Here is a 21506-nt window from a genome sequence, read left to right as displayed (position 1 = left end):
GCCCTCGTGATCTTCGAGGCCCCCAGCAGGTGAGGCGAAGCTACGATCCGCTGCTCGAACCTGTGTGGCGCCTCGGTAGTTCTGGCTCTCGCAGCCCCTGTCCTGACCCGTCCGGGAAAGATGGCTCATCAGACGCTGCGTCCGGCTTGTTGGAGGGATCTCCACCGGCCGTGAGTGAGACCTATGGCCCTACTCGACTCGGACTTCCCTGAGCACACTGAAGTCCGGTTCGCGCCTCAGCGACAAAGACTCGAGGAGTTCGTCCATGCATCGTGTATCGCCCAAAATGGCTCACACAGACCGCGTGCTGCAACGTGGGGTAGAAGCCGAACTTTCGTGGTCCCCGGACCTCGATGCCTCCGGGATAGAAATTCACGTAGAAGATTCAGCGGTGACTGCTTCGGGAGTCGTCGGCTCCTACGCCGAATTTCTCGCCGTAGGGCGTGCCATGCGGCGCGTCCGCGGAGTGACCTCGGCGATCAACAAAGTGGTGGTGCAAGCCGAGAACTCCCGTTGGGTGACCGATGCTGATATCCGAAGAATCGTGGATCACGCTTTGACTTGGTCCACAACCGTCCCGAGAACCGTCAAGTCTCGCGTGTTGAACCGTCACGTCACCCTCACTGGGGAGGTGAGCTGGGATTTCCAGCGTCGAGCAGCCCAGCGAGCGGTCCACGACCTCAGGGGCGTGGAATCGGTGGAGAACCTGATCCATCTCACCACACGCACTCCGGTCGAGAACGCTGAGCAGCAGTTACGGGATGCCATGGAACGTAATCCACTGCTCGACTCAAGCCGGATTGGGCTGACCCCGTTTTTTAGATCCAGTCGTTGTGAGAGTCGTCTTGTTGCCCGAGTCCTCGGGCGGGAAGACTGGTCAGATCATGACGAACACCAAGAAGCGGCATACGCCGGAACAAGTCGTCCGCAAGCTCGGACAGGCCGACAGAATCCTCGCCGATGGCGGAGACATCGCGGGTGTCTGCCGCGAGCTCGGTATCAGCGAGCAGACGTATTACCGGTGGCGGAACCAATACGGCGGGTTGAAGGCCAGCGACGCGAAACGCCTCAAGGAGGTCCAGAAGCAGAATGCGACGCTCAAGCGGCTGCTGGCCGAGGCGGAGCTCGAGAAGGCTGCGCTGAAGGAGCTGGCTGAGGGAAACTTCTAGGCCCGGGCAGGCGTCGCGCCGCCGTCTCACACCTTCTCAGGACACTGATGGTGAGCGAGCGGATGGCGTGCCGGCTGGCTGGGCTGAGCAGATCCGCGTATCGCCGCCCGTTGAAGGGCGACGCGGCTGCGGACCCGGACTCCGCGTTGCGGGGCTGGCTCCGCGCGTACGCAAAGAAGCACCCTCGGTGGGGATACCGTCGGGCGTACCATGACGCCCGAAACGAGGGCTGGACCGTCAATCACAAGAGAATCCAGCGACTCTGGCGAGAGGAAGGACTCCGGGTCCCGCAACGTCGGCGCCGCAAACGCCTCGGTTCCTCGACCATCGATGCTCCCACGGCGACCGCGGCGAACACGGTCTGGGCGGCGGACTTCCAGTTCGACGCGACGAGCAGGGCCAGGCGATCAAGATCTGTTCGATTATCGATGAGTACACCCGTGAGTGCATCGGCGGGCTCGTCGAGCGGTCGATCACCGCGGACCGGCTCACCGATCACCTCGAGGATCTGGTCGCGGCTCGCGGCGCGCCCAGGGTGTTTCGCTCCGACAATGGGCCGGAGTTCATCAGCGACGCGATGGCGGATTGGGCCAGCACTCGCACCGGGCTGTTCTACATCCCGCCCGGCACGCCGTGGAACAACGGGTACGTCGAGTCATTCAACAGCCGTCTGCGCGATGAGTGCTTGAACATCAACAGCTTCTACTCGCTCCTGCACGCTCGCGTCGTGATAGGCGATTGGAAGAGGGAATACAATCACGCCCGGCCGCACTCATCGCTGGGCTACCTCACGCCCGCCGAGTACGCTCGGCAATGCACCTACCAAACGGAGAACGACGACTCCCACAACGTGTGGACCTAACAGAGGGGGCGGCTCAGGATCACCGCGACAGTCATCGACCATACGGCGGTTCTCACGGGTTATGTCTCCTCCCTGGCCGAATGGGAACAAGCTGGTTCAGCGACCTGGGGCTGCCCAAGCGTGACACAGGTCGATAACCGCTTGGTGGTTCGTCCCTACTGACCGAATCCTCTTTCAGAACAGCTGCTGCCCTCCTCACAGCACACCCCTGCACCACCGGGGTCCCCGGACCTTCGACGTAGTGCGAATCTCGGCTTCACGAAAGGACTGCTCCCATGAGCATCGCCAACACTCCGGACCGCGATCTAGACCTCCAGAACGCCGTTCGAGAAGAACTCCAGTGGACTCGCGACCTCGACGCCGCCGGCATCGGGGTCGCTGTCCAGGATGGGACCGTCACGCTCTCCGGAGAAGTGGACACATATTCAGAGTTCCTCGCCGCGAAACGGGCCGCTCTGCGGGTCCACAGCGTGACAACCCTGGTCGACGAGCTCACCGTGCGCTCTCAGGCACCCCTGGATCTCACCGAGACAGATCTGGCTCGGGACATCGAACGCGCCCTGGCCTGGTCCAGCAACGTGCCCAACACCGTCAAGGCTGAGATCAAGGGGGCCAATGTCACCCTCACGGGGGAAGCCGACTGGCACTTCCAGCGCGAAGCCGCCCAAAGGTCAATCCAGTACCTCCGGGGCGTGGAACACGTGGAGAACCGCGTCACACTTGCCGCACGGCCTTCCTCAGAAGACGCAGCAGAACGCATCGAGAGAGCGCTGGTGCGCAATGCTCAACTCGACGCGAAGCACATCACGGTCACCGTTCAGGGAAACACGGTCACGCTGACCGGAAAGGTGCGGTCCTGGGCGGAGAAGAAGCAGGCTGTCGCAGCAGCATGGTCCTCACCCCATGTGACAGAAGTGGAGAACTATCTCGAGGTCCACCCCTCCTGACGCCGAGGCCCAATGATCGGCTACCGATCAGCCTTCCCGGTCAGATCGACCCAGGTCTGCACCACCGTGTCAGGCGTCAGCGATATCGACTCAATGCCTTGGGCGACCAGCCACCGCGCCAGATCCGGATGGTCTGAGGGTCCCTGTCCACAGATCCCCACGTACTTACCCCGCGACCGACACGCGTCGATCACGCTGGTGAGCATCTTGAGCACTGCTGGATTGCGCTCATCGAAGAGGTGGGACACCAGATCCGAACCCCGGTCCACCCCGAGCACCAATTGAGTCAGATCATTCGACCCTATGGAAAAACCGTCGAAGTGTTCCAGGAACTCGTCGACGAGCAGAACATTGCTGGGCACCTCGCACATCATCATGATCTCTAAGCCGAGTTCTCCACGGCGAAGGCCATGACTGGCCAGAAGTTCGACGACCGCTGCGGCCTCTTCGACGGTTCTGACGAAGGGAACCATGATGGCTACGTTCTCCAGGCCCATCTCTTCGCGAACGAATCGCAGCGCCTGGCATTCCATGGCGAAACACTCTCGGAAGTTCTCAGAGAGGTACCGGGAAGCACCGCGGTAACCGAGCATCGGGTTCTCCTCCTGCGGCTCGTAGAGTTCACCGCCGAGGAGCTTGGCATACTCATTCGTCTTGAAATCACTGAACCGCACGATGACCCGTTCAGGCGCGAAACTCGCGGCGATGGTCGAGACCCCTTCTGCCACCCTGCGCACGAAGAACCCCCTGGGTGACCCATACGCCTGGACCCGCCGATCAATCTCCTCGCCCAGCTCATCCGGTAAGGCGTCACGTGCCAGCAGGGCGCGTGGATGCACACCGATCTGGTGGTTGATGATGAACTCCATGCGAGCCAGTCCGACCCCATGGTGCGGAAGTTGGGAGAACGAGAAGGCCTTATCGGGGGTCCCGACGTTCATCATGATCTTCACCGGAGGTACCGGAAGCTGCTCCAAGTCTGTGACGACCTCTTCGAAGGGCAGGGCACCGGCGTAGACGATGCCGTTGTCTCCCTCCGTGCAGGAGACCGTCACATGCTCACCATTGGCCAAGATCGTTGTGGCGTCGCCGGTTCCGACGACGGCGGGCAGCCCCAGCTCGCGCGCGAGGATCGCTGCGTGGCAGGTGCGACCTCCACGTTCGGTGACGATCGCTGAGGCCCGCTTCATGATTGGTTCCCAATCCGGGTCCGTGATCTCAGCGACGAGCACGTCACCGGGTTGGAACAGATGCATGTCCGCAGGAGAACGGAGAACTCGCACCGGGCCGGTTCCGATGCGCTGTCCGATCGCGCGCCCCGTGGTCAGAACCTCCCCGCGGCCGTGTAGGACAAAACGACGTAGCTCCTGTCGTTTCGTGCGGGACACCACGGTCTCAGGACGCGCCTGAAGAATGTAGACCCGCCCGTCGACTCCATCACGCGCCCACTCGATGTCCATCGGCCGACCGTAATGATCCTCAATCGCCAGGGCGCAGCGGCCCAGCTCTGTGACCTCCTCATCGGTGATCGAGAACCGGGAGCGCTCGGCGGATGCCACGCCTTCAAGTACCGTGCTGCTCTCCAAGCTCAGCCCCGAAGAGTACCGCATGGCCACCGCCTTGTCGCCGAGTGTTCTGCTCAGAATGGCTTCGTCTCCGCGGCGCAGCCCAGGCTTGTAGACGTAGAATTCATCGGGATTCACCACTCCCTGGACCACAGCTTCACCGAGACCATAGGCGCTGGTGATGAACACCGCTTCGTCGAATCCGGTCTCTGTGTCCACAGTGAACATCACTCCGGAGGTTCCGATATCGGAACGGACCATGCGTTGCACCCCGGCCGAGAGTGCCACCTCGTGGTGGGTAAATCCATGGTGCACCCGGTAGGCGATCGCGCGGTCGTTGTAGAGCGAGGCGAACACCCTCCGAATCGCGGAGAGCAGATTGTCCACTCCGCCGATATTGAGATAGGTCTCCTGCTGGCCTGCAAAGGAAGCGTCTGGGAGATCCTCTGCTGTCGCGCTGGAACGGACCGCCCAGGTCACGCCCTCTGGGTCGGGATCCCGTGCGATCAGCCTGGTATATGCCTCGCGAATATCGTGCTCCAGTCCTTCCGAGAGAGGCTGGTCGTGGATCCACGAACGAATCTGGGTGCCGACGCGAGCAAGTTCCCCCACATCGTCGACCTCCAGTGCCTCCAGGGCAGACCAGATCCTCCGGTCGAGACCGCGCTCGGCAAGAAAAGACCGGTAGGCCTCCGCTGTCGTGGCGAAGCTCCTGGCACGCGAACCTTTGCGGCAGAAAGATGAGTCACCATCTCTCCCAATGAGGCATTCTTCCCGCCCACAGCGGCCATATCGGCGAGGGTGGTGTCATCGAACCAAAGAATATTGACCATCAGCTGCTCCTGCTTGAACGTGTGCCCGGTCTATGACGATCTCCCGCTCTGCGGATGCTCGCCCCTGAGAAGACCCCCTCGATGCCTCCACTCAGATGCTGGTCCAACCGTCGCCCGATGCTCTCGGATCCCGACCGCTGAGCGTCGAGACGCCTCCCCGTTTTTAGCTCTCTGACCCAATCCTGATCAGCCAGCCGCTGGGCTCCTAGGGCCTTTGGCCTCGTCCCGGTGCTACATCTGAACTTCTTGCAGTGGGTGACGGACCCTCAGGTACCGGACGCCTCAGAGCAAGGCACAGCTGATCACCGTCTCAATCCAGGCCCGAACGTGTCGCGTCATCGAGTGAGATCTCCCAATCATGAGCAGGAACGACCGTAAATCGCCGACCTGTCACCAGTTCTGGGGTGATGCATACAAAGTGGTCCTTTGTCCCGGGTTGCCAGGAGATGAGTCTGTGCGCACGACTGCCACTGGACGCCAGAGGTGCTGAGATCGTGTCTGCTCTGCCCTGAACCACGACGCTCCAGGCGGTGTTGGTGCCGGTGTTGACGCCATCGATCTCAAATGCCACCGGTGCAGTCCCTAGTGCTGCATCAAGCTTCGTTCCGGGACCGGTGCGGAACAAGATGGTCTGTCCATCCGTGACATACGTCAGCGGAAATATCTCGGGGTGATCCACGGTCCACACGCCCAGCCGACCCATCGAGTTCTCTCGGAGCAGCTCCCAGCAGTCACGACTCTCCAAGACCTCGGTCCTCGGTGGCGGCGTCGTCCCTGACATGAAAGGGACCATACTCCGGTCGCTGGTTGGGCTCTAGTTTTGCCAGCAGCATGGGGTGAGCCTGGCCTGGCACAGTGCGACCAAACCTGAGATCCCTGCGTGGGCTTCGTCAGCTCACCGGCTGACGTCCAGCAACTGGCCGGGGTGGCTGCTGGGTTCTTCGACGAGTCCCGATGGCCCACTCCGCGAACTCCGTCGTTCCCCTGAGCGTCCCGAAGGTCTCAGTGAGCCTGGGGCGCGCCGAAGTCTCGCGGAGCAGCCTCGACCTGCTCTGTCAGGCGCGATCGTTTGAGCCACTTGAATGCCTCGTCGCTTCCCCAGACGAGGAAGGGCAGCGGAATCAGCAGAAACATCAACCAGGTCTCAGGTATCGCGGTGCCGAAGACCACCTGCAGCGGTGCTATCCCGACGATGGCGGCAGCCAAGAGGACTTCGAAGCCGATTCCCCAGAGCAGCAGTCGATTGCTGAACACCCCGACCCGGAGAAGAGACTCCGTCTGCGTCCGGGACGCCATCGCGGTGCCGATCTGACACGACACGATGCCCAGGAAGGTCATCGTGGTGGCTTCCCTCCAGAGAAGCTCCGGCTGGGTCGCCCCCGTCGCAGAGTCGAAGGCCCACCCTCCGGAGGCCAGGGTCAGCAAGAAGAGTCCGGTGACCAGGACGGCAGATACCCCTCCCATGACCGCCCAAGCCCGGATCAACATCTCGGAGTTGATCACGTTCTCCCTCCGTCGGCGGGGAGGACGCTCCATCAGACCCGGCTCCGGTGCTTCGCGCCCCAGCGCCAGCGCCGGCAGCGTTTCGGTGAAAAGGTCGATGGCGAGGATCTGCATGACCGTCAGTGGCAGCGGAACTGCACCACCAGAGGCCGCGTAGATCAGGAGAGGCACGACCTCCGGTGTGGCGTGGGCAAAGATGTAGACGATGAACTTCCGGACATTGTCATAGACCCGCCGACCGGCTTCCACGGCAGCAACGATGGAAGCGAAGTTGTCATCGGTGAGCACCATGGTGGCTGCCTCGCGCGCGACGTCGGTACCTGATCCGCCCATCGCGACGCCGATATCGGCCCGGCGGAGAGCTGGCGCATCGTTGACGCCATCACCGGTCATAGCCACGATGTGCCCCAGGCTCTGTAACGCATCAGTGATCCTGAGCTTCGCCTCCGGCGAGCTGCGCGCGAAGATGAGCTCCTCATTGCGTTCCAGGAGCTCGTCCAGCTCCGCTTCGCTCATCAGATCGAGATCGGAACCGTTGACGACCGCCAAACCTGAGACGCCGATGCCCACCTGCCGGGCGATTCCGGCTGCGGTCAGACCGTTGTCACCGGTCACCACGATGAGTCTGATCCCTGCGGCGTGGCACTGTGTCACCGCGGCGGCGACCTCGGGGCGAGCAGGATCCGACAATCCCACCATACCCAGCAGTGTCAGATCCTTCTCCGCCTGCGCCCGAGAGAGACCTCCCAGGTCCCTATCGTGGAGCACCCGATCAGCGACAGCGATCAGCCGGAGGCCCCGGGCCGCCCATTCCTGGACGACGGCCTCGACCAAGCGCCGATCATGATCCCCCAGGGGGCGATCCTCCCCTGCCCCTGCCACGCGGGTGCACAGCCGAAGTATCTCCTCAGGAGCTCCTTTCGAGTGAACCACCGCCTGGTGCCCGACACGATCCACCGTGGACATGCGTCTGAGCACAGGGTCGAAATGGAAGTGCACTAGTCTCTCCAGATCCGATCTGTCGCCTACGGCACCCAGGGTCACCGCATGGCGAAGCATCGCCACTTCCGTGGGGTCTCCGACGTCTTGAGCTCGCGAGTGGACCGGATCCGAGGAATCTCCCAGGTCCTCAGACGCCGACGGCCCAGCTTCGGTCGGGAACACTGTCGGGTTCACCAAGCGGGCATTGGAACAGGCCGCCGACGCTCGCCCAAACCTGAACCCGAGCAGATCTGACGCTCCAGCCTCAGCCCGCATCGCTTCCGAGACCCTCATGCCCGGCAGCAACTCGGCCGGCGGAGATGCCGGCGGATCCTGGGGCCCCCCGAATGTCCAGAAAGCCGTGACCTGCATCCGGTTCATCGTGAGTGTCCCGGTCTTGTCCGTACAGATCACGCTCGTGGAGCCCAATGTCTCCACCGCAGAGATGCGTTTGACCAACGCTCCGTTGCGGGCCAGCACTCGTACCCCGACGGCCAGGGCCAAGGTGGTGGTAGGAAGCAGACCCTCCGGGACATTGGCGACCAGCAGACCGATGGCGAAGTTGACGGTGTCGGTCAGCGGAAGATCCGCCAGAAAGAGTCCCACCGGAACAAACGCCATACCCATGCCGACAGCAATCAGCGCAATGAGCCGGGCTGCTCGAGCAACCTGTTGCTCCAGCGGACTCGGGTCCTTCACCACGCGCTTGGACAGCGCGGCGATGCGTCCAAGTTCGGTGCCCATTCCCGTCGCGTAGACCAACGCCGTGGCCTCACCTCCCACGCAGCTGCTGCCGCTGAAGACCACGTCGACCGACTGCAGCAGGGAAGTCTCAGCGTTGATCTCCGCCTCCGGGGTCCTCAGCGCTGCCTGGGATTCTCCAGTCAAGGTCGATAGATCGACCTCAAGTGATCCCGTGAGCAGACGGGCATCGGCTGATATCCGATCTCCCTCTTGAATGGCGATCACGTCTCCCGGGACGAGTTCGGTGGCCTCGATCGTGGCTAGAGTGCCGTCCCGAATCACCTGGCAGCGCTCTGGCAGGTAGGCCGCCAAGGCCTCGACCGCCTTCTCGGCGTGCCTCTCCTGAAGGAAGGCGAAGATCGCATTGAGCAGAATGACCGCCACGATCGCGACAGTGAGCGCTGTGGTGCCGGTGATGACGGCCAACAGGGCGGCCGCCCAGAGCAGCAGGGCGAGCGGATGGATGAACTGGTTCAACAGTTCCCGCACCCAGCCACGCTTCTCATCGCGGATCAGCCGATTAGGACCTGCCACCACAAGCCGACGCGCAGCTTCCCTCGATGACAGGCCACCCCGCCGAGTCCGGAGGTCAATCAGCAGCCGCTCGAGAGACTCCGTCGGATCCTGGATGGACAGTTCGTCACTGCGTCCGGATTCCGCGGCAGAAGCTGACCCTCGCTCTGACTCGCCATGATGGGCACTCATCTCCACATCCCAGCGCGAGGTGAGTGTCCACGCCAGGGCCCAACGGCCCCTGGCTTCTCCCGAGACTCCTCAGCAGCAGGGCCATTGGCCATCACACCAACCAGGTCTCGTCCTCGTCGACGTCTTCGAAGCTTGCGCCCCGAGCCCGACCCATTGCAGAAGCAGGGAAGATCGACGACCCGCTCCCCCAGGTCGGCACGCTCACCGTCCACCGTCGATACCGAACCCGGGATCCGGCGGCCTGGGGACCAATCCTGAAGCCCTGACGCCGCCCGCTGACCAGGCTCATAGGACCTTAGGCCCTATCCGCCCTCGCACCCCGGGACCATGGTTGAAATAGGCCGAAGGCCACTTGGGAGGCGACCGAATCATGGGCAACGTCGGACTTTTGTACGTCGGTGCGGTTCTATTCATCAACGGGCTCATGCTGATCGGGGTGATCCCCGGCAAGTCCGCCGCCATACTCAACTTCTTCGTAGGTGGCATGCAGGTGGTCTTCCCGACCATCATCCTGATACAGGCCGACAACGACCCGGGGATCATCCTTGGGGCCGCAGGCCTCTACCTCTTCGGGTTCACCTACCTCTATGTGGGCATTCTGCAGCTCACTGGTCTGAGCGGGGAGGGCCTCGGCTGGTTCTCGCTGTTCGTCTCGGTATGCGCAGTCGTGATCGGGTTCATCCAACTCACGCTCGATGACCCCGTGTTCGCGGTCATCTGGTGGATCTGGGCCGTCCTGTGGTTCCTCTTCTTCCTGCTGCTGGGACTGAACATGGACTCTCTGACCCTCACCACCGGCTGGTTCACGATTCTGATCAGCCACCTCACCGGCACGATCCCAGCGTTCGTCCTGCTGCTCGGCCGATACGAATCCAACACGACCCTCGCATTGACCCTTGCGGCCCTCGGAGTTCTGGCGCTTGCCATCGCGGTGACCATCGGACGCCGGAGCAGCGCCGCAGCAGAGTCCGAGGCATCGACCACCGCACCCATCGCCACCTGAGAGCTGATCATGCCGACTTACGAGTTCCGATGCCCAGAATGCACCGACTTCGACCTGGTCTTTGAGATGCGCTCGGTGCCGGACACCGCACGTTGCCCCACCTGCGGAGGTTCCTCCAGACGCCGAGTCAGCGCGCCCCGGCTCTCTCGGGGTGGTTCCGCCGCAGCTCGACTCATCGAAGCCACTCAGCGCAGTGCACATGAACCAGACGTCGTGGACTCTCCTGCTCCCGGCCGCCCCTCTGGGCCTGCACAGAAGTACACCGCGAACCCGCTGCACCAGAAGCTTCCCCGCCCCTAACTGCCCGATCCGACGTATCCGACGTATCCGACGAAGGAGAACACCATGCCCGAGCTGCTATTTCCACTCGATTCTTCCAAGAAGTTCGAGGATCAGGAGAAAGTAGGACACAACCGCTGGCACCCGGAGATCCCGCCGGTCGCCTCGGTGAAGCCTGGTACGTCATTCCGGGTGGACTGCCGCGAATGGTTCGACGGCGCCATCGTCAACGATGACTCTGCTGAAGACATACTCAACGCGCCGCTGCTGACCGTCCACAAGCTCAGCGGTCCATTCGCCGTGGAAGGCGTTCAGCCAGGGGACCTCCTGGTGGTGGACATTCTTGACGTGGGACCCATCCCCATGGAGGATTCCGGCCCCCTCGCTGGGCAAGGCTGGGGCTACACCGGAATCTTCTCGCGCAATAATGGTGGCGGCTTCCTGACAGATCAGTTCCCCGACGCGTACAAGGCGATCTGGGATTTCACCGGTCAAACAGCCACTTCCCGCCATATCCCCCATGTGTCCTTCACCGGACTCATCCATCCGGGGCTGATGGGCACCGCGCCGTCGGCGAAACTCCTGGCCAAGTGGAACAAGCGAGAAGGCGATCTGATCGCAACCGACCCACACCGAGTACCTCCCCTGGCGCTGCCTCCAGAGGCAGAACACGCGGTTCTCGGGTCCCTGGCCGCGGAGGACTTCGACCGAGTGGCCCATGAGGCCGCCCGGACTGCGCCACCCCGCGAGAACGGCGGAAACCAAGACATCAAGAACCTCTCGAAGGGCACCCGGATCTTCTACCCGGTATTCGTCGACGGGGCCAACCTCTCCCTGGGTGATCTGCACTTCTCCCAGGGTGACGGTGAGATCACCTTCTGTGGCGCGATCGAGATGGGTGGCTTCATCGACCTGCATGTCGATGTGATCAAGGGCGGCATGGAGACCTACGGGGTCAGTGAGAACGCCATCTTCATGCCCGGCAACGTAGAACCTCAATTCAGCCAGTGGCTGGCGTTCTCCGGAACCTCGGTCACCCTCGACGGCGAACAGCGCTACCTGGATTCACACCTCTCGTACCAGCGAGCCTGCCTTCACGCCATCGACTACCTCGCCAAGTTCGGATACTCACCCGAACAGGCGTACCTGCTGCTCGGTGCGGCGCCGATCGAAGGCCGACTCTCGGGGGTGGTGGACATTCCGAATTCCTGCTCGACGGTATACATCCCCACCTCGATCTTCGATTTCGACGTGCAGCCATCCGCAGATGGCCCGTTCCAGATCACTCCCGGGATCGGTGCGCCGCGAGCCGCCAACCAGTGAACCGCGATGGTCGAAGACCCTCACCGCGCTTCGCGGTGAGGGTCATATCGCTGTGACGGCGGCCCTATCCGCTCGAAGCCGGACGTCACCCAGGGACCTGGACCCGACTTGTGAATCACAACGGCAGGAGCAGGGCCACTGAACATTGAGACGCGGTCTAGAAGGGATGCTCATGACTCGCTCCAATCCACCCGTGGAGGAAGCTGACGAGAACGATCTCGAAGTTGACAAGCCCAAGGACTGGGCGGCCGGAATGCCGGGGGTGTACCACTCGCTGCAGCCAGCGCTCAAGCACATGGGGGCCTCGCGAAGCGCTCGCACGCTGCTGACGATGAACCAGAAACAGGGATTCGACTGCATGAGCTGCGCGTGGCCGGACCCAAGTGGTCACCGCAGCAAGTTCGAGTACTGCGAGAACGGGGCGAAGACAGTCACCTGGGAAGCCACACCGGTGACGGTGGCCTCCGACTTCTGGGCCGAACACCCGATCAGCGAGCTGCGGGAACCCTGAGGATCTGGTGCAGCTGGGCTTCAGCGATGGTGACCTGGTGGATGTGCATGGGGAGTATGCCGACGGCAAGGACAGAGTGCTGCGCAAGTTCCGGGCGGTGGCCTGTCCCACAGCCCGCGGCTGCGCCGCTGTGTATTACCCGGAGGGCAACGTTCTGGTGCCGCTCGATGACACCGTGGTCGGCAGCAACACTCCGGTTTCGAAGGGCGTGATCATCAGATTAGAGCCGGCCGGGGATGGTCCCGCCGGGGGCAGCAGCGAGGAGAACAAGCAAGAGGACATGCCTGCGACCGTTTGATGCGTCACTCGCAGGGATCAGATCCGCGGGATCCGATCCCGCCTGGCCTGCCATGAGGCCCGGCCCCGAGTGGAGGGCTCAGCTCGGTGGATGGCTCGGCTCGATCGTCCGGCGGCACCGGTCCCGAGCGATAGCCTGGACCACGTGACCCCACCCTGGCCCCTGACCTGCCCCGCCTGCGCCGCACCGCTGGAGGCGACCCTGAAGCGCGAATCACCCGCCTCATCGACCAGTGCCGGGCTGCAGGAGCACGCCAGGACCACCGTGAATAACCGAGCGTCACAACGGATCGAGCTGCGGCGGCGAGAATCGTCACCCTCGGCGCTGCAGGCGCTCAGCTGCCCCGCCGGTCATCGTTTCGACGCGGCACGTCAGGGCTATGTCAACCTGCTATCGGGCCGCGGCACCCGCTTCACCGCCGATTCGGCGCAGATGATCATGGCCCGTGAAAGCGTTCAGGATGCCGGGATCTTCGCGGCTCTGAGCAAGGAACTGGCACGGATCCTCACCCAGCACCTGCCCCAGCAGGCAGCCGCCTCCCCCGCTGAACCTGCGCTGCTGCTGGACTGCGGCGCCGGCACCGGGCACTACCTGCACCAGCTGCTCGAGGTGGTCCCCCAGGCCCGTGGGATAGCCCTGGATCTCTCCACCGCTGGACTCAAACGCGCGGCCCGCCACCCGCGAACCCTGGCGCTGGCCTGGGACCTCTGGCAGCCACTCCCCCTGGCCTCGGATTCGGTGGACCTGTTGCTCGACATCTTCGCGCCCCGCAACGTGGGCGAGTACGCGCGCGTGCTCCGGCCGAACGGTCTTGCTGTGGTGGTCACCCCGGGGGACTCACACCTGATCGAGCTGCGCTCAGCCGGGATGCTCGAGGTGCCGGGCCAGAAGCTGCATCAGCTGCAGGAGCAGATGACACCGTCCTTCGGGGCCCTCGAGCAGACCACACAGGTCACCGCGGCGGTTCCCGTCGACGCCGGCCTCGCGGCTGACCTGGTGTTCATGGGTCCTGCCGGACATCACCATGACTATGACACGCTGCGCCAGAGCCTTCAGGCGCGGGAGGTGTCACAAGTCACCGTCCACCTCGACGTGAGCCTGTGGCGCGGATAGGCTGAACCCACGCGTATATGGGTTGATGAGGAGCTGAGATGATCGAATGGTTCGGCGATAACCTCTGGGCACCCTGGTTGGCACTGGCCCTGGGACTGCTGGTTTTGGAAGCCATCACGCTCGATCTGCTCTTCCTGATGCTCGCCGTCGGAGCCGGCGCGGCCACCACTGTCGCCCTCGCAGGGGGCGAGCCCTGGCTGCAGGTGTTGGTCGGCTGCGCCACCGCGCTGCTGATGCTCGGCGCGGTCCGGCCCATCGCGCTCAAACATCTCAAGAAGGGTCCGGCGAACCAGCTGACCAACATCGACCGGATGGCCGGCATGGAAGCACATGTCCTGGAAGCCATCACGGGAGACTCCGGACTCGCCGAGGTCGACGGCGACACCTGGACGGCCCGCACCCTCGACGACGTGCGCATCGAACCCGGCATGACCGCCGTCGTCGATTCGGTGGACGGCGCGACCGTTTACCTTAGGCCGGCGCGAGAGATCAAATGGGATGACGCGGGACCTGACACCCTCGGGCCCCACACTCCCCGACCGGAAGGCGCCTGAGCGATCATCAGGCGCTCCACTGAAAAGAACGGAACGTCATGGAAGTCACTGCACTTGTAGTTCTCCTGGTCCTTGTCGCCCTGGTGGTGATCGTGATCGCTCGCAGCGTGCGCATCGTGCCGCAGGCTCGCGCGGGACTGATCGAGCGTCTGGGCAAGTATCAGCGCACCCAGGGCCCGGGACTGACCCTGCTCGTCCCCTTCGTTGATCGGCTGCTGCCGATGCTGGACATGCGTGAGCAGGTCGTCTCCTTCCCGCCACAGCCCGTGATCACCGAAGACAACCTGGTGGTCTCCATCGACACTGTGGTGTACTTCCAGATCACCGATCCGAAGGCTGCGACCTACGAGATCCAGAACTACATCATCGCGGTGGAACAGCTCACCACGACCACCCTGCGCAACGTGGTCGGCGGACTGAATCTGGAAGAGGCGTTGACCTCGCGAGACCGGATCAACGGACAGCTCCGCGGAGAACTGGACAAGGTCACCGGACGCTGGGGCATCCGCGTGGCCCGAGTGGAGCTCAAGGCCATCGAGCCGCCGCACTCCATCCAGGACTCGATGGAGAAGCAGATGCGCGCCGAGCGTGAACGTCGCGCCGCGATCCTCACCGCGGAGGGCACCAAGCAGGCCGCGATCCTCACCGCAGAAGGTGAGCGCCAGGCCTCGATCCTCGCCGCCGAGGGTGATGCACAGGCACGAATCCTGGGCGCCAACGCTGAGGCGCAGGCTATCGAGACCGTGTTCAACGCGGTCCACGACTCCGAGCCCGGCCCAGAGCTGCTCTCCTACCAGTACCTGCAGATCCTCCCGGAGATCGCCAAGTCCGAGTCCAACACCATGTGGATGATCCCCGGAGAGTTCAGCGACGCGCTGAAGAACCTCTCCGGCGCGTTCGGCGGCCCGGAGTCAGCCCAGCAGTCCGGCATCAGCCTCGAGGACCGAGAGACCGAACGCGCGGCCCGCGCGGAGCGGCTGAAGCAGCGCCGTCAGGAGAAGGCCCAGGAGAACGCGCAGAACCAGGGCAAGCCCGCAATCTCCTCGACCATCGCGGATCTGGCCGAATCGGCCCGCAGCACCTCGGTGACCGACGAGAACCCGCACTACACCAGTCGCCAGGAGGTTGAGCAGGAGGCCCGCAAGGCTCAGGTCGGCAACGCCGAGGCCGCGAAGTCACGCACCGAGGCTCCCAGCCAAGAAGGTGCCGAGCTCACCGAGCAGCCAGTCTTCCAGCAGCAGCCGGAGCCACTGGAGGACCCCCAGCGCTGACCAAGATGGGAATAACACCGCGGTGCTCTAGAGTTATAGCTAGGAATGACTCTGCCCATCACACTGGAGGATAATCGATGAGTGATCGCAGTCTGCGCGGAATGCGCCTCGGTGCGCAGTCCATGGAAACCGAGCAGGGCGTCGAGCCGGCGCCCCGCCAGGAGATCGAGTACCGCACTGAGGATGGCGAGCGGATGCGGGTGATGTTCTCCGCTGAGGCCGACGTCCCAGCCACCTGGGTCTCCCCCACCGGCAAGGAAGGTCTGCGCGTCGACGTGGACCGGCCCGAGGCCGAGCCGGTGAAGCCGGTCAGGTCCCACTGGGACATGCTGCTGGAACGCCGTTCCACGGAGGACCTCGAGGTGATCCTGCAGGACCGGCTGAAGCTGCTCAAGGAGCGTCGCGGCGAAGCCGCCTGACACTGCTGCAGCGGATACCCGGCTGAGCTGAGAAGCCTGCCGACCATAGAGCGACGGCGTCCTTCCCGAGAATTCGGGACGGACGCCGTCGCTCTATGCATCTGCTGCTCAGCAGTCCTTCTTCCGCCGTCACACCTCGCTGCAGATTCGGATCTTGCGGCTCGGTGCGCTCCCGGTGGAGGCGTTGCCGCCCAGCCCGTAGGGGCGGATCCTCAGCGTTGGCGCAGCTTCTGCCCCAGCTTCTGGGCCCGAGCGCGCAGTCCCCAGCGCGTGACGTTGACCATGGCCTCGACCACGATGTTCGAGCTCATCTTGGATTCGCCCTGGGTGCGCTCGACGAAGGTGATCGGCACCTCGGCGATGGTCTTGCCCATGCTCGCCACCCGGAAGGTCATATCGACCTGGAAGCCGTAGCCCACCGATTCGATGCTGCCCAGATCGATCTCCTCGAGCACCGAACGTCGGAACACCCGGAATCCGGCAGTGATGTCGCGGACCTTCAGGCCCAACAGGGTCCGGGAGTAGAGGCTGCCCGCCCGAGAGATCGCCACCCGGTGCAGCGGCCAGTTGACCACCGAACCTCCCGGCACCCAGCGCGACCCGATGACCAGGTCGGCCTCATCGATCTTGGCCAGCAGCTTCGGCAGTTGTTCGGGCTGGTGTGAACCATCGGCGTCGAGCTCCACAAGCACGTCGTAGCCACGTTCGAGTCCCCAGTGGAATCCCGCGATATAGGCGCCGCCAAGTCCATTCTTGGCCTTGCGGTGCAGCACGTTGATCTGCGCGTCCTGCTCGGCGAGCTCCTCGGCGAAGTCTCCCGTCCCGTCGGGACTGTTGTCATCGACGATGAGCACATCTGAGGTCGGCACTGCCGCCCGCAGACGTGCCACCGTGCCCGGCAGGGCGTCGATCTCGTCGTAGGTCGGGATGATCGTCAGGATCTTCACGAGTCGCTTCGCGTCCTTCTGGGGGTCGTGGGGCTGGGGGCGGAGGGTCGGGGTCAGTCTACGGTCACGTGCTGGCAGCTAGGCCTGGGAGGCTGTTCCGGAACCGGCGCCCGGTCCAGCGGTCACCGTCATACCGTCGATCACCGTGGCGATCAGCGTGGGCAGCGTCTCTCCGTCGAGGTAGGGCAGCAGCGGCGTGCGGGCCCGCACGTCGGTGCTCCACGCGGCCGTGCGCGAATCCGGCGTCTGGACTGCCAGGGAATCCACCTCCCAGAGCGCGTAGGTGGCCCGGCGCCCGGATCCAGCTGCGCGGAGGTGGCCGGGGTCCCGCTGGACTCGGGCAGCGAGCGGTAGGCGCCGCGGGTCTGGGCGTTGAAGGCCGCCCGCACCGAGACCGGATCGTCCTCATGATGGACGTGCGCGCTCACCGCCGCCCATGGATGGTGCCCGGCCTCCGCCACGGCGCTGACCGGTACACCGACGCTCAGCGCCGTGGCCAGGTGACCTCGACCGCGCAGCACCACCTGCACACCGGTGTTCAGCAGCAATTCCCAGTCCTCGCGGGAGGCGGAATCGAAGCCGTGGAGCATCGTGGGCAGCCCGCCGGGTGGACTCTGCCGCTTGGCGCGCATCTCGGCGGTGGACTCCACCAGGGCGGCGACCACGACGGCAGGGTCGCTGGGCTGCTCCACACGCAGGATGAGCTGACGCTGTGCAAGTGCGACCGCGATCCGGATGCTCAGCAGGTGTTCCAGCACATCCTCGGCGGGGAGCTGCAGGGCGGCCGGGCGGCCGATGATCGCGTCCACGGTGCGAAGCAGCTCCGCGGCGCCCCGAACCGCGTCGAGCCGGTCTGCCACGCCTGAGTCGCCGAGACCGGTCAGCGTGAGCACCGGATAGGCCCGCACCCGGTGATCGGCGGCGGCGCGGAACGCGGCGTTCAACGAGGCCTGTGCCGCCTCGGCGTCGCTCAGTGCGCTCACCGGCAGGTCGATGTTCAGCCGTGCCGCGCCGCATCCCTGCGCCGCGGTCTCGTCCAGCTCGGCGGTGATGCGGTCTTCCCAGGAGTCGGTCTCCACGGAGCTGGAGCTGGGCTCGGGCGTCCCGGAGCCCTCCTCAGCACCGGGGGCAGCCACATCCACCCAGCCCACGAAGGCGGGCGCCACGAGGGCGCGGTCCAGATCCTGGATCACCAGGTCGGGGTCGCTGCGCTCCGCGGCGGTCTCGTCCGAGCCGACCCAGGCGATGAGCCCGTCCTCGACCAGCATCGCGTCGGCGTAGGGCTCGGACGGGGAATGGATCGTGCCGTTGGTCAGCAGCCGCGGCGGGTGCGCGGCACCGGTGCTAGTCATCAGCGGGTTCCTCCAGGTTCTGATAGGCCACCGAGGAGTATGCCACCACTCCCCTGCCGATCAGCTGCACTGCCTCATGACAGCGCGCCGAAAGCTTGGCCGGGGTGTGGGGGATCTTGCTCAGCTGGTCCAAGGTGTCGATGCACTGCTTGGTCCACCGCACGAAGTCTCCTGCGGCGAGCGGCGAGTCGTCCAGCGCGCTGCGCAGGCTCTGGCCCCCCGCCCAGGCATACATGGGCAGCACCAGGCCCAGCTCCGGTGCCGCAGTGGGCTCCAGGTGGTGCCGCTTCTCCAGACCCTCGAGCTCCGCGTGAACCTCGATCCCGGTGCGCGTGGCCTGGGCCAGGCGCTTGGTCGGCATCACCGGCATGGCCCCCTCATCCTCACGTTTGGCCTGGTAGACCAGCACCGTGACGAACGCGGCGAGCTCCTGCGCCGTGAGCCCGGAGAGGACCCCACGTTCCATGAGCAGCCCGGTGAACAGGTCTCGTTCCCCGTAGATGCGGCGCAGCTGCTGTCCGCGATCGGTCACCGCGAATTCAGTGGCGAACCACTCCTCGGCGGTGAATCCCGGACGCTGCGGTGCCGGTTCAGCGGGGCTGAGCTGCTGCGGGTCGGCGGGTGGCACATGGGGCATCAGCTCCGGATCCACCGCTTCCAGGTGCCCGAGTTCGTGCAGCACCCCGCAGACCCGGTCGAAGATCTTCGCGATAGAGCCGGTGCGCCTGTCGATCTTGAGCTTGAGCTGGTCGATCTCCCGCTGCAGCTTCCAGGCGCGTTCGGCCCAGCGAGCGTGGTCCTCCCGCTCGCTGCAGCCGTGACAGGGGTGGCGCTGCAAGGCGGTCTGCAGCTGCTCCAGCGACTCCGACTCGGTCTCCTCCTCGCGGAATCCGAATCCGGCGGTCGGCGCCCCCGCTCGGGGAGGCACCCGCTCATGCATCGCGGCGCGCATCGAGGACGCGAGATCCCGGCGGACCTTGGGCACCTTGACCTGGGGCTTGCGCGGGAGCCTGATGCTGGCGATCACCTCCGGCGGCTGCACGAAGTCTTCGGCGGTGATATTGCGGAACTTGCCGTCGGCGGTGATCACTCCGGGACGCGGATCATGCTCCGGCGCACTGTGCACCACCAGGGACTCGCCCAAGCCACGCTTGCCACCGACCTCGATGACATCACCGGGCTGCAGCGCTGCCAGGACCCGGATGATCTCGCGGCGGCGCTGCCGGTGGCGCGCCTTGGCCTGGTCCTTCTCGGCCTCGTTGAGCCTCCGGCGCAGCGCCGCGTACTCACGGAAATCCCCGAGATGACAGGCCATCGCCTCTTCGTATCCGGCCATGGAGGATTCCCGCTTCGCCACATCCCGGGCGACGCCGACCACCGAACGGTCGGCCTGGAACTGCGCAAAGGAAGATTCCAGGATGGTGCGCGCGCGCCGTCGTCCGAACTGCGCCGTGAGGTTGACCGCCATGTTGTAGGAGGGCTTGAAGCTGGAGTTCAGCGGATACGTCCGCTTGGACGCCAGTCCCGCGACCTGGCGCGGGTCCATTCCGGGCTGCCAGACGACGACGGCGTGGCCCTCCACATCGATGCCGCGCCGGCCAGCCCGACCGGTGAGCTGGGTGTACTCCCCAGGCGTGATGTCCACGTGGGATTCGCCGTTGAACTTGTCCAGCTTCTCCAGCACCACGGTGCGCGCGGGCATGTTGATCCCCAGCGCGAGGGTCTCGGTGGCGAAGACCACCTTGAGCAGCCCCTCGGCGTAGAGCTGCTCGACGAGCTCCTTGAACGGCGGGAGCATGCCCGCGTGATGTGCGGCGACCCCGTTGATCAGAGCCTCGCGGAAGCTCTCGAAGCCCAGGATCGCAAGGTCCTCGGCAGGAAGGTCCCAACCCATCTGCTCCACCCGGGAGGTGATCTCAGCGGCCTCCTCGCGGGTGGTCAGCACGATGCCGGCTTGCAGGCACTGCTCCACTGCGGCCTCGCAGCCGACGCGGGAGAAGATGAAGCCGATGCAGGGCAGCAGCCCGTCCCGGTCCAGGGCGCGGATCATCTTGGGCCGATTCAGCCGTGGGCGTCCTGCCCCGGACCCGGAGATCCCAGAAGCACCGGAGGGTCCCGCTCCACTGCGGCCGCCCGCGCCGCCCCGGCTGGAGGAGGCGCTGCTGCGCAGCTCCTGGCGGGGGCCGCCGTGGCCCGGGCCACCCCTGCCGGGGCCACGGCCTCGACCGGGTCCTCGCCCGGGACCGCGGCCGTTGCCGCGAGATCGGTTTCCGCCGCTGCGCCGGGAACCGGGAGCCTCGCCCTGGTGCGCCAGACGCTGCAGCTCCGGGTTGACCAGGGTCGGAGCGTCATCGTCCTCCTCGTAGATGAAGAGGTCGTGCAGCTCGTTCTCGACGAACATGTGCTGCCACAGCGGCACGGGGCGGTGCTCGGAGACCACCACGGAGGTCTCCCCGCGCACCGTGTCCAGCCAGGCTCCGAATTCCTCAGCGTTGGAGACCGTCGCGGAGAGCGCGGCGACCTGGACATGCTCCGGGAGGTGGATGATCACTTCCTCCCAGACCGCGCCGCGGAAGCGGTCGGCCAGGTAGTGGACCTCGTCCATCACGACGTAGCCCAGGTCGCGCAGCGTCGCCGAGTCCTGGTAGAGCATGTTGCGCAGCACCTCGGTGGTCATCACCACGACCTGCGCTTCGGAGTTGATCGAGGTGTCCCCGGTGAGCAGTCCCACCTTGTCCGTGCCGTGGGCCTCCACCAGTTCCTGGTACTTCTGGTTCGACAGGGCCTTGATCGGGGTCGTGTAGAACGTCTTCGTCCCGAAGGCCAGGCCGAGATGGACGGCGAACTCACCGACGATGGTCTTGCCTGCCCCGGTGGGGGCCGCGACCAGAACGGCCCGTCCGGCCTCCAGATGCTGACAGGCCTCGACTTGGAAGTCGTCGAGGTCGAAGGCCTGAGCCTGGCGGAAGACCCCGAGCTGAGTCTTGGCCTCCGCAGCTCGTCGACGTGACTGTGCGTAGCGCTCGGCCGGTGAACTCATGCTTCCAGCCTATGACATCACCGCCGGGTGGACTTCACATGGCATATCCGTCCCCAGAGGGCTCCCCCGGCGATCCGTCGCATGCCT

15 protein-coding genes and 4 pseudogenes are annotated in these 21506 nt (G+C 64.8%); 13 read left to right on the top strand and 6 right to left on the bottom strand.

Annotated elements, in window-relative coordinates:
* Window positions 1-265 precede the first annotated feature (265 nt).
* The 4 genes and pseudogenes from BG28_RS16770 to BG28_RS07280 all read left to right on the top strand — a co-directional run.
* Window positions 266-706 (top strand): annotated as a pseudogene (locus tag BG28_RS16770) (BON domain-containing protein); the annotation flags it as partial.
* 178 nt (window positions 707-884) lie between these two features.
* Window positions 885-2031: pseudogene (locus BG28_RS07285) on the top strand (IS3 family transposase).
* Between the two features lie 18 nt (window positions 2032-2049).
* Entirely contained in the window at window positions 2050-2193 is a 144-nt protein-coding gene (locus tag BG28_RS16505) for a BON domain-containing protein (RefSeq protein ID WP_084479566.1), read from the top strand.
* Window positions 2194-2306: 113 nt separating this feature from the next.
* Window positions 2307-2978 carry a BON domain-containing protein gene (locus tag BG28_RS07280; protein ID WP_036475418.1) on the top strand — a complete coding sequence of 224 codons (672 nt, stop codon included), beginning with the start codon at window positions 2307-2309 and terminating at the stop codon, window positions 2976-2978.
* 20 nt (window positions 2979-2998) lie between these two features.
* On the opposite strand, the pseudogene ppsA reads toward BG28_RS07280, so the two are convergent.
* The 3 genes and pseudogenes from ppsA to BG28_RS07270 form a co-directional block, all read right to left on the bottom strand.
* Window positions 2999-5376, bottom strand: a pseudogene (ppsA, locus tag BG28_RS07275) (phosphoenolpyruvate synthase).
* Window positions 5377-5686: 310 nt separating this feature from the next.
* Complete coding sequence (locus BG28_RS14935; protein WP_084479565.1) at window positions 5687-6157, bottom strand: pyridoxamine 5'-phosphate oxidase family protein; 471 nt, start codon at window positions 6155-6157, stop codon at window positions 5687-5689.
* Between the two features lie 221 nt (window positions 6158-6378).
* Entirely contained in the window at window positions 6379-9309 is a 2931-nt protein-coding gene (locus tag BG28_RS07270; protein WP_084479552.1) for a cation-transporting P-type ATPase, read from the bottom strand.
* 370 nt (window positions 9310-9679) lie between these two features.
* Here BG28_RS07270 and BG28_RS07265 point away from each other — a divergent pair, with 370 nt between their 5' ends.
* From BG28_RS07265 to BG28_RS07225, 9 genes and pseudogenes are all read left to right on the top strand, one after another.
* Window positions 9680-10312 carry an AmiS/UreI family transporter gene (locus BG28_RS07265; protein ID WP_036475417.1) on the top strand — a complete coding sequence of 211 codons (633 nt, stop codon included), beginning with the start codon at window positions 9680-9682 and terminating at the stop codon, window positions 10310-10312.
* 9 nt (window positions 10313-10321) lie between these two features.
* The gene (locus tag BG28_RS14930; RefSeq protein WP_036475416.1) at window positions 10322-10612 is read left to right on the top strand and encodes an FmdB family zinc ribbon protein; all 291 of its coding nucleotides are present in this window, start codon (window positions 10322-10324) and stop codon (window positions 10610-10612) included.
* Between the two features lie 45 nt (window positions 10613-10657).
* A complete protein-coding gene (gene fmdA, locus BG28_RS07255) occupies window positions 10658-11914 on the top strand; it encodes a formamidase (RefSeq protein WP_036475415.1) in 1257 nt (418 codons plus the stop codon).
* A gap of 172 nt (window positions 11915-12086) precedes the next feature.
* Window positions 12087-12419 (top strand): annotated as a pseudogene (locus BG28_RS07250) (hypothetical protein); the annotation flags it as partial.
* A 13-nt stretch (window positions 12420-12432) separates the two neighbouring features.
* Complete coding sequence (locus BG28_RS07245; protein WP_036475410.1) at window positions 12433-12723, top strand: hypothetical protein; 291 nt, start codon at window positions 12433-12435, stop codon at window positions 12721-12723.
* A 144-nt stretch (window positions 12724-12867) separates the two neighbouring features.
* Window positions 12868-13836 (top strand): putative RNA methyltransferase, encoded by a 969-nt coding sequence (locus BG28_RS07240; protein ID WP_161634813.1) that lies wholly within the window; start codon window positions 12868-12870, stop codon window positions 13834-13836.
* A gap of 38 nt (window positions 13837-13874) precedes the next feature.
* Window positions 13875-14390 (top strand): NfeD family protein, encoded by a 516-nt coding sequence (locus BG28_RS07235; protein WP_051501149.1) that lies wholly within the window; start codon window positions 13875-13877, stop codon window positions 14388-14390.
* Window positions 14391-14428: 38 nt separating this feature from the next.
* Window positions 14429-15661, top strand: coding sequence for an SPFH domain-containing protein (locus BG28_RS07230; protein ID WP_084479551.1), 1233 nt, complete (start codon window positions 14429-14431; stop codon window positions 15659-15661).
* A 77-nt stretch (window positions 15662-15738) separates the two neighbouring features.
* Window positions 15739-16080 carry an RNA polymerase-binding protein RbpA gene (locus tag BG28_RS07225; protein ID WP_036475408.1) on the top strand — a complete coding sequence of 114 codons (342 nt, stop codon included), beginning with the start codon at window positions 15739-15741 and terminating at the stop codon, window positions 16078-16080.
* Window positions 16081-16292: 212 nt separating this feature from the next.
* On the opposite strand, the gene BG28_RS07220 is transcribed toward BG28_RS07225, so the two are convergent.
* From BG28_RS07220 to BG28_RS07210, 3 genes are all read right to left on the bottom strand, one after another.
* Window positions 16293-17027 (bottom strand): polyprenol monophosphomannose synthase, encoded by a 735-nt coding sequence (locus tag BG28_RS07220; RefSeq protein WP_036475406.1) that lies wholly within the window; start codon window positions 17025-17027, stop codon window positions 16293-16295.
* 152 nt (window positions 17028-17179) lie between these two features.
* Complete coding sequence (locus BG28_RS07215; protein WP_036475403.1) at window positions 17180-18379, bottom strand: hypothetical protein; 1200 nt, start codon at window positions 18377-18379, stop codon at window positions 17180-17182.
* Window positions 18372-21419, bottom strand: a complete 3048-nt coding sequence (locus tag BG28_RS07210) for an RNA helicase (protein WP_051501148.1) — start codon at window positions 21417-21419, stop codon at window positions 18372-18374. The genes BG28_RS07215 and BG28_RS07210 overlap by 8 nt, the downstream gene beginning before the upstream one ends.
* Window positions 21420-21506: the final 87 nt, after the last annotated feature.

The organism is Nesterenkonia sp. AN1, assembly GCF_000582475.1.
Taxonomy (GTDB): domain Bacteria; phylum Actinomycetota; class Actinomycetes; order Actinomycetales; family Micrococcaceae; genus Nesterenkonia; species Nesterenkonia aurantiaca.
Note: the sequence above shows the minus strand (reverse complement) of the source record. Positions and strands in the feature narration are given on the sequence as shown.

Coding starts and splice junctions, on each gene's coding strand:
- BG28_RS07235 (WP_051501149.1), top strand. CDS start 13,875: ATGATCGAATGGTTCGGCGATAACCTCTGGGCACCCTGGTTGGCACTG.
- BG28_RS07225 (WP_036475408.1), top strand. CDS start 15,739: ATGAGTGATCGCAGTCTGCGCGGAATGCGCCTCGGTGCGCAGTCCATG.
- BG28_RS07215 (WP_036475403.1), bottom strand. CDS start 18,379: ATGACTAGCACCGGTGCCGCGCACCCGCCGCGGCTGCTGACCAACGGC.
- BG28_RS07280 (WP_036475418.1), top strand. CDS start 2,307: ATGAGCATCGCCAACACTCCGGACCGCGATCTAGACCTCCAGAACGCC.
- BG28_RS07210 (WP_051501148.1), bottom strand. CDS start 21,419: ATGAGTTCACCGGCCGAGCGCTACGCACAGTCACGTCGACGAGCTGCG.
- fmdA (WP_036475415.1), top strand. CDS start 10,658: ATGCCCGAGCTGCTATTTCCACTCGATTCTTCCAAGAAGTTCGAGGAT.
- BG28_RS14930 (WP_036475416.1), top strand. CDS start 10,322: ATGCCGACTTACGAGTTCCGATGCCCAGAATGCACCGACTTCGACCTG.
- BG28_RS14935 (WP_084479565.1), bottom strand. CDS start 6,157: ATGTCAGGGACGACGCCGCCACCGAGGACCGAGGTCTTGGAGAGTCGT.
- BG28_RS07265 (WP_036475417.1), top strand. CDS start 9,680: ATGGGCAACGTCGGACTTTTGTACGTCGGTGCGGTTCTATTCATCAAC.
- BG28_RS07270 (WP_084479552.1), bottom strand. CDS start 9,309: ATGAGTGCCCATCATGGCGAGTCAGAGCGAGGGTCAGCTTCTGCCGCG.
- BG28_RS07230 (WP_084479551.1), top strand. CDS start 14,429: ATGGAAGTCACTGCACTTGTAGTTCTCCTGGTCCTTGTCGCCCTGGTG.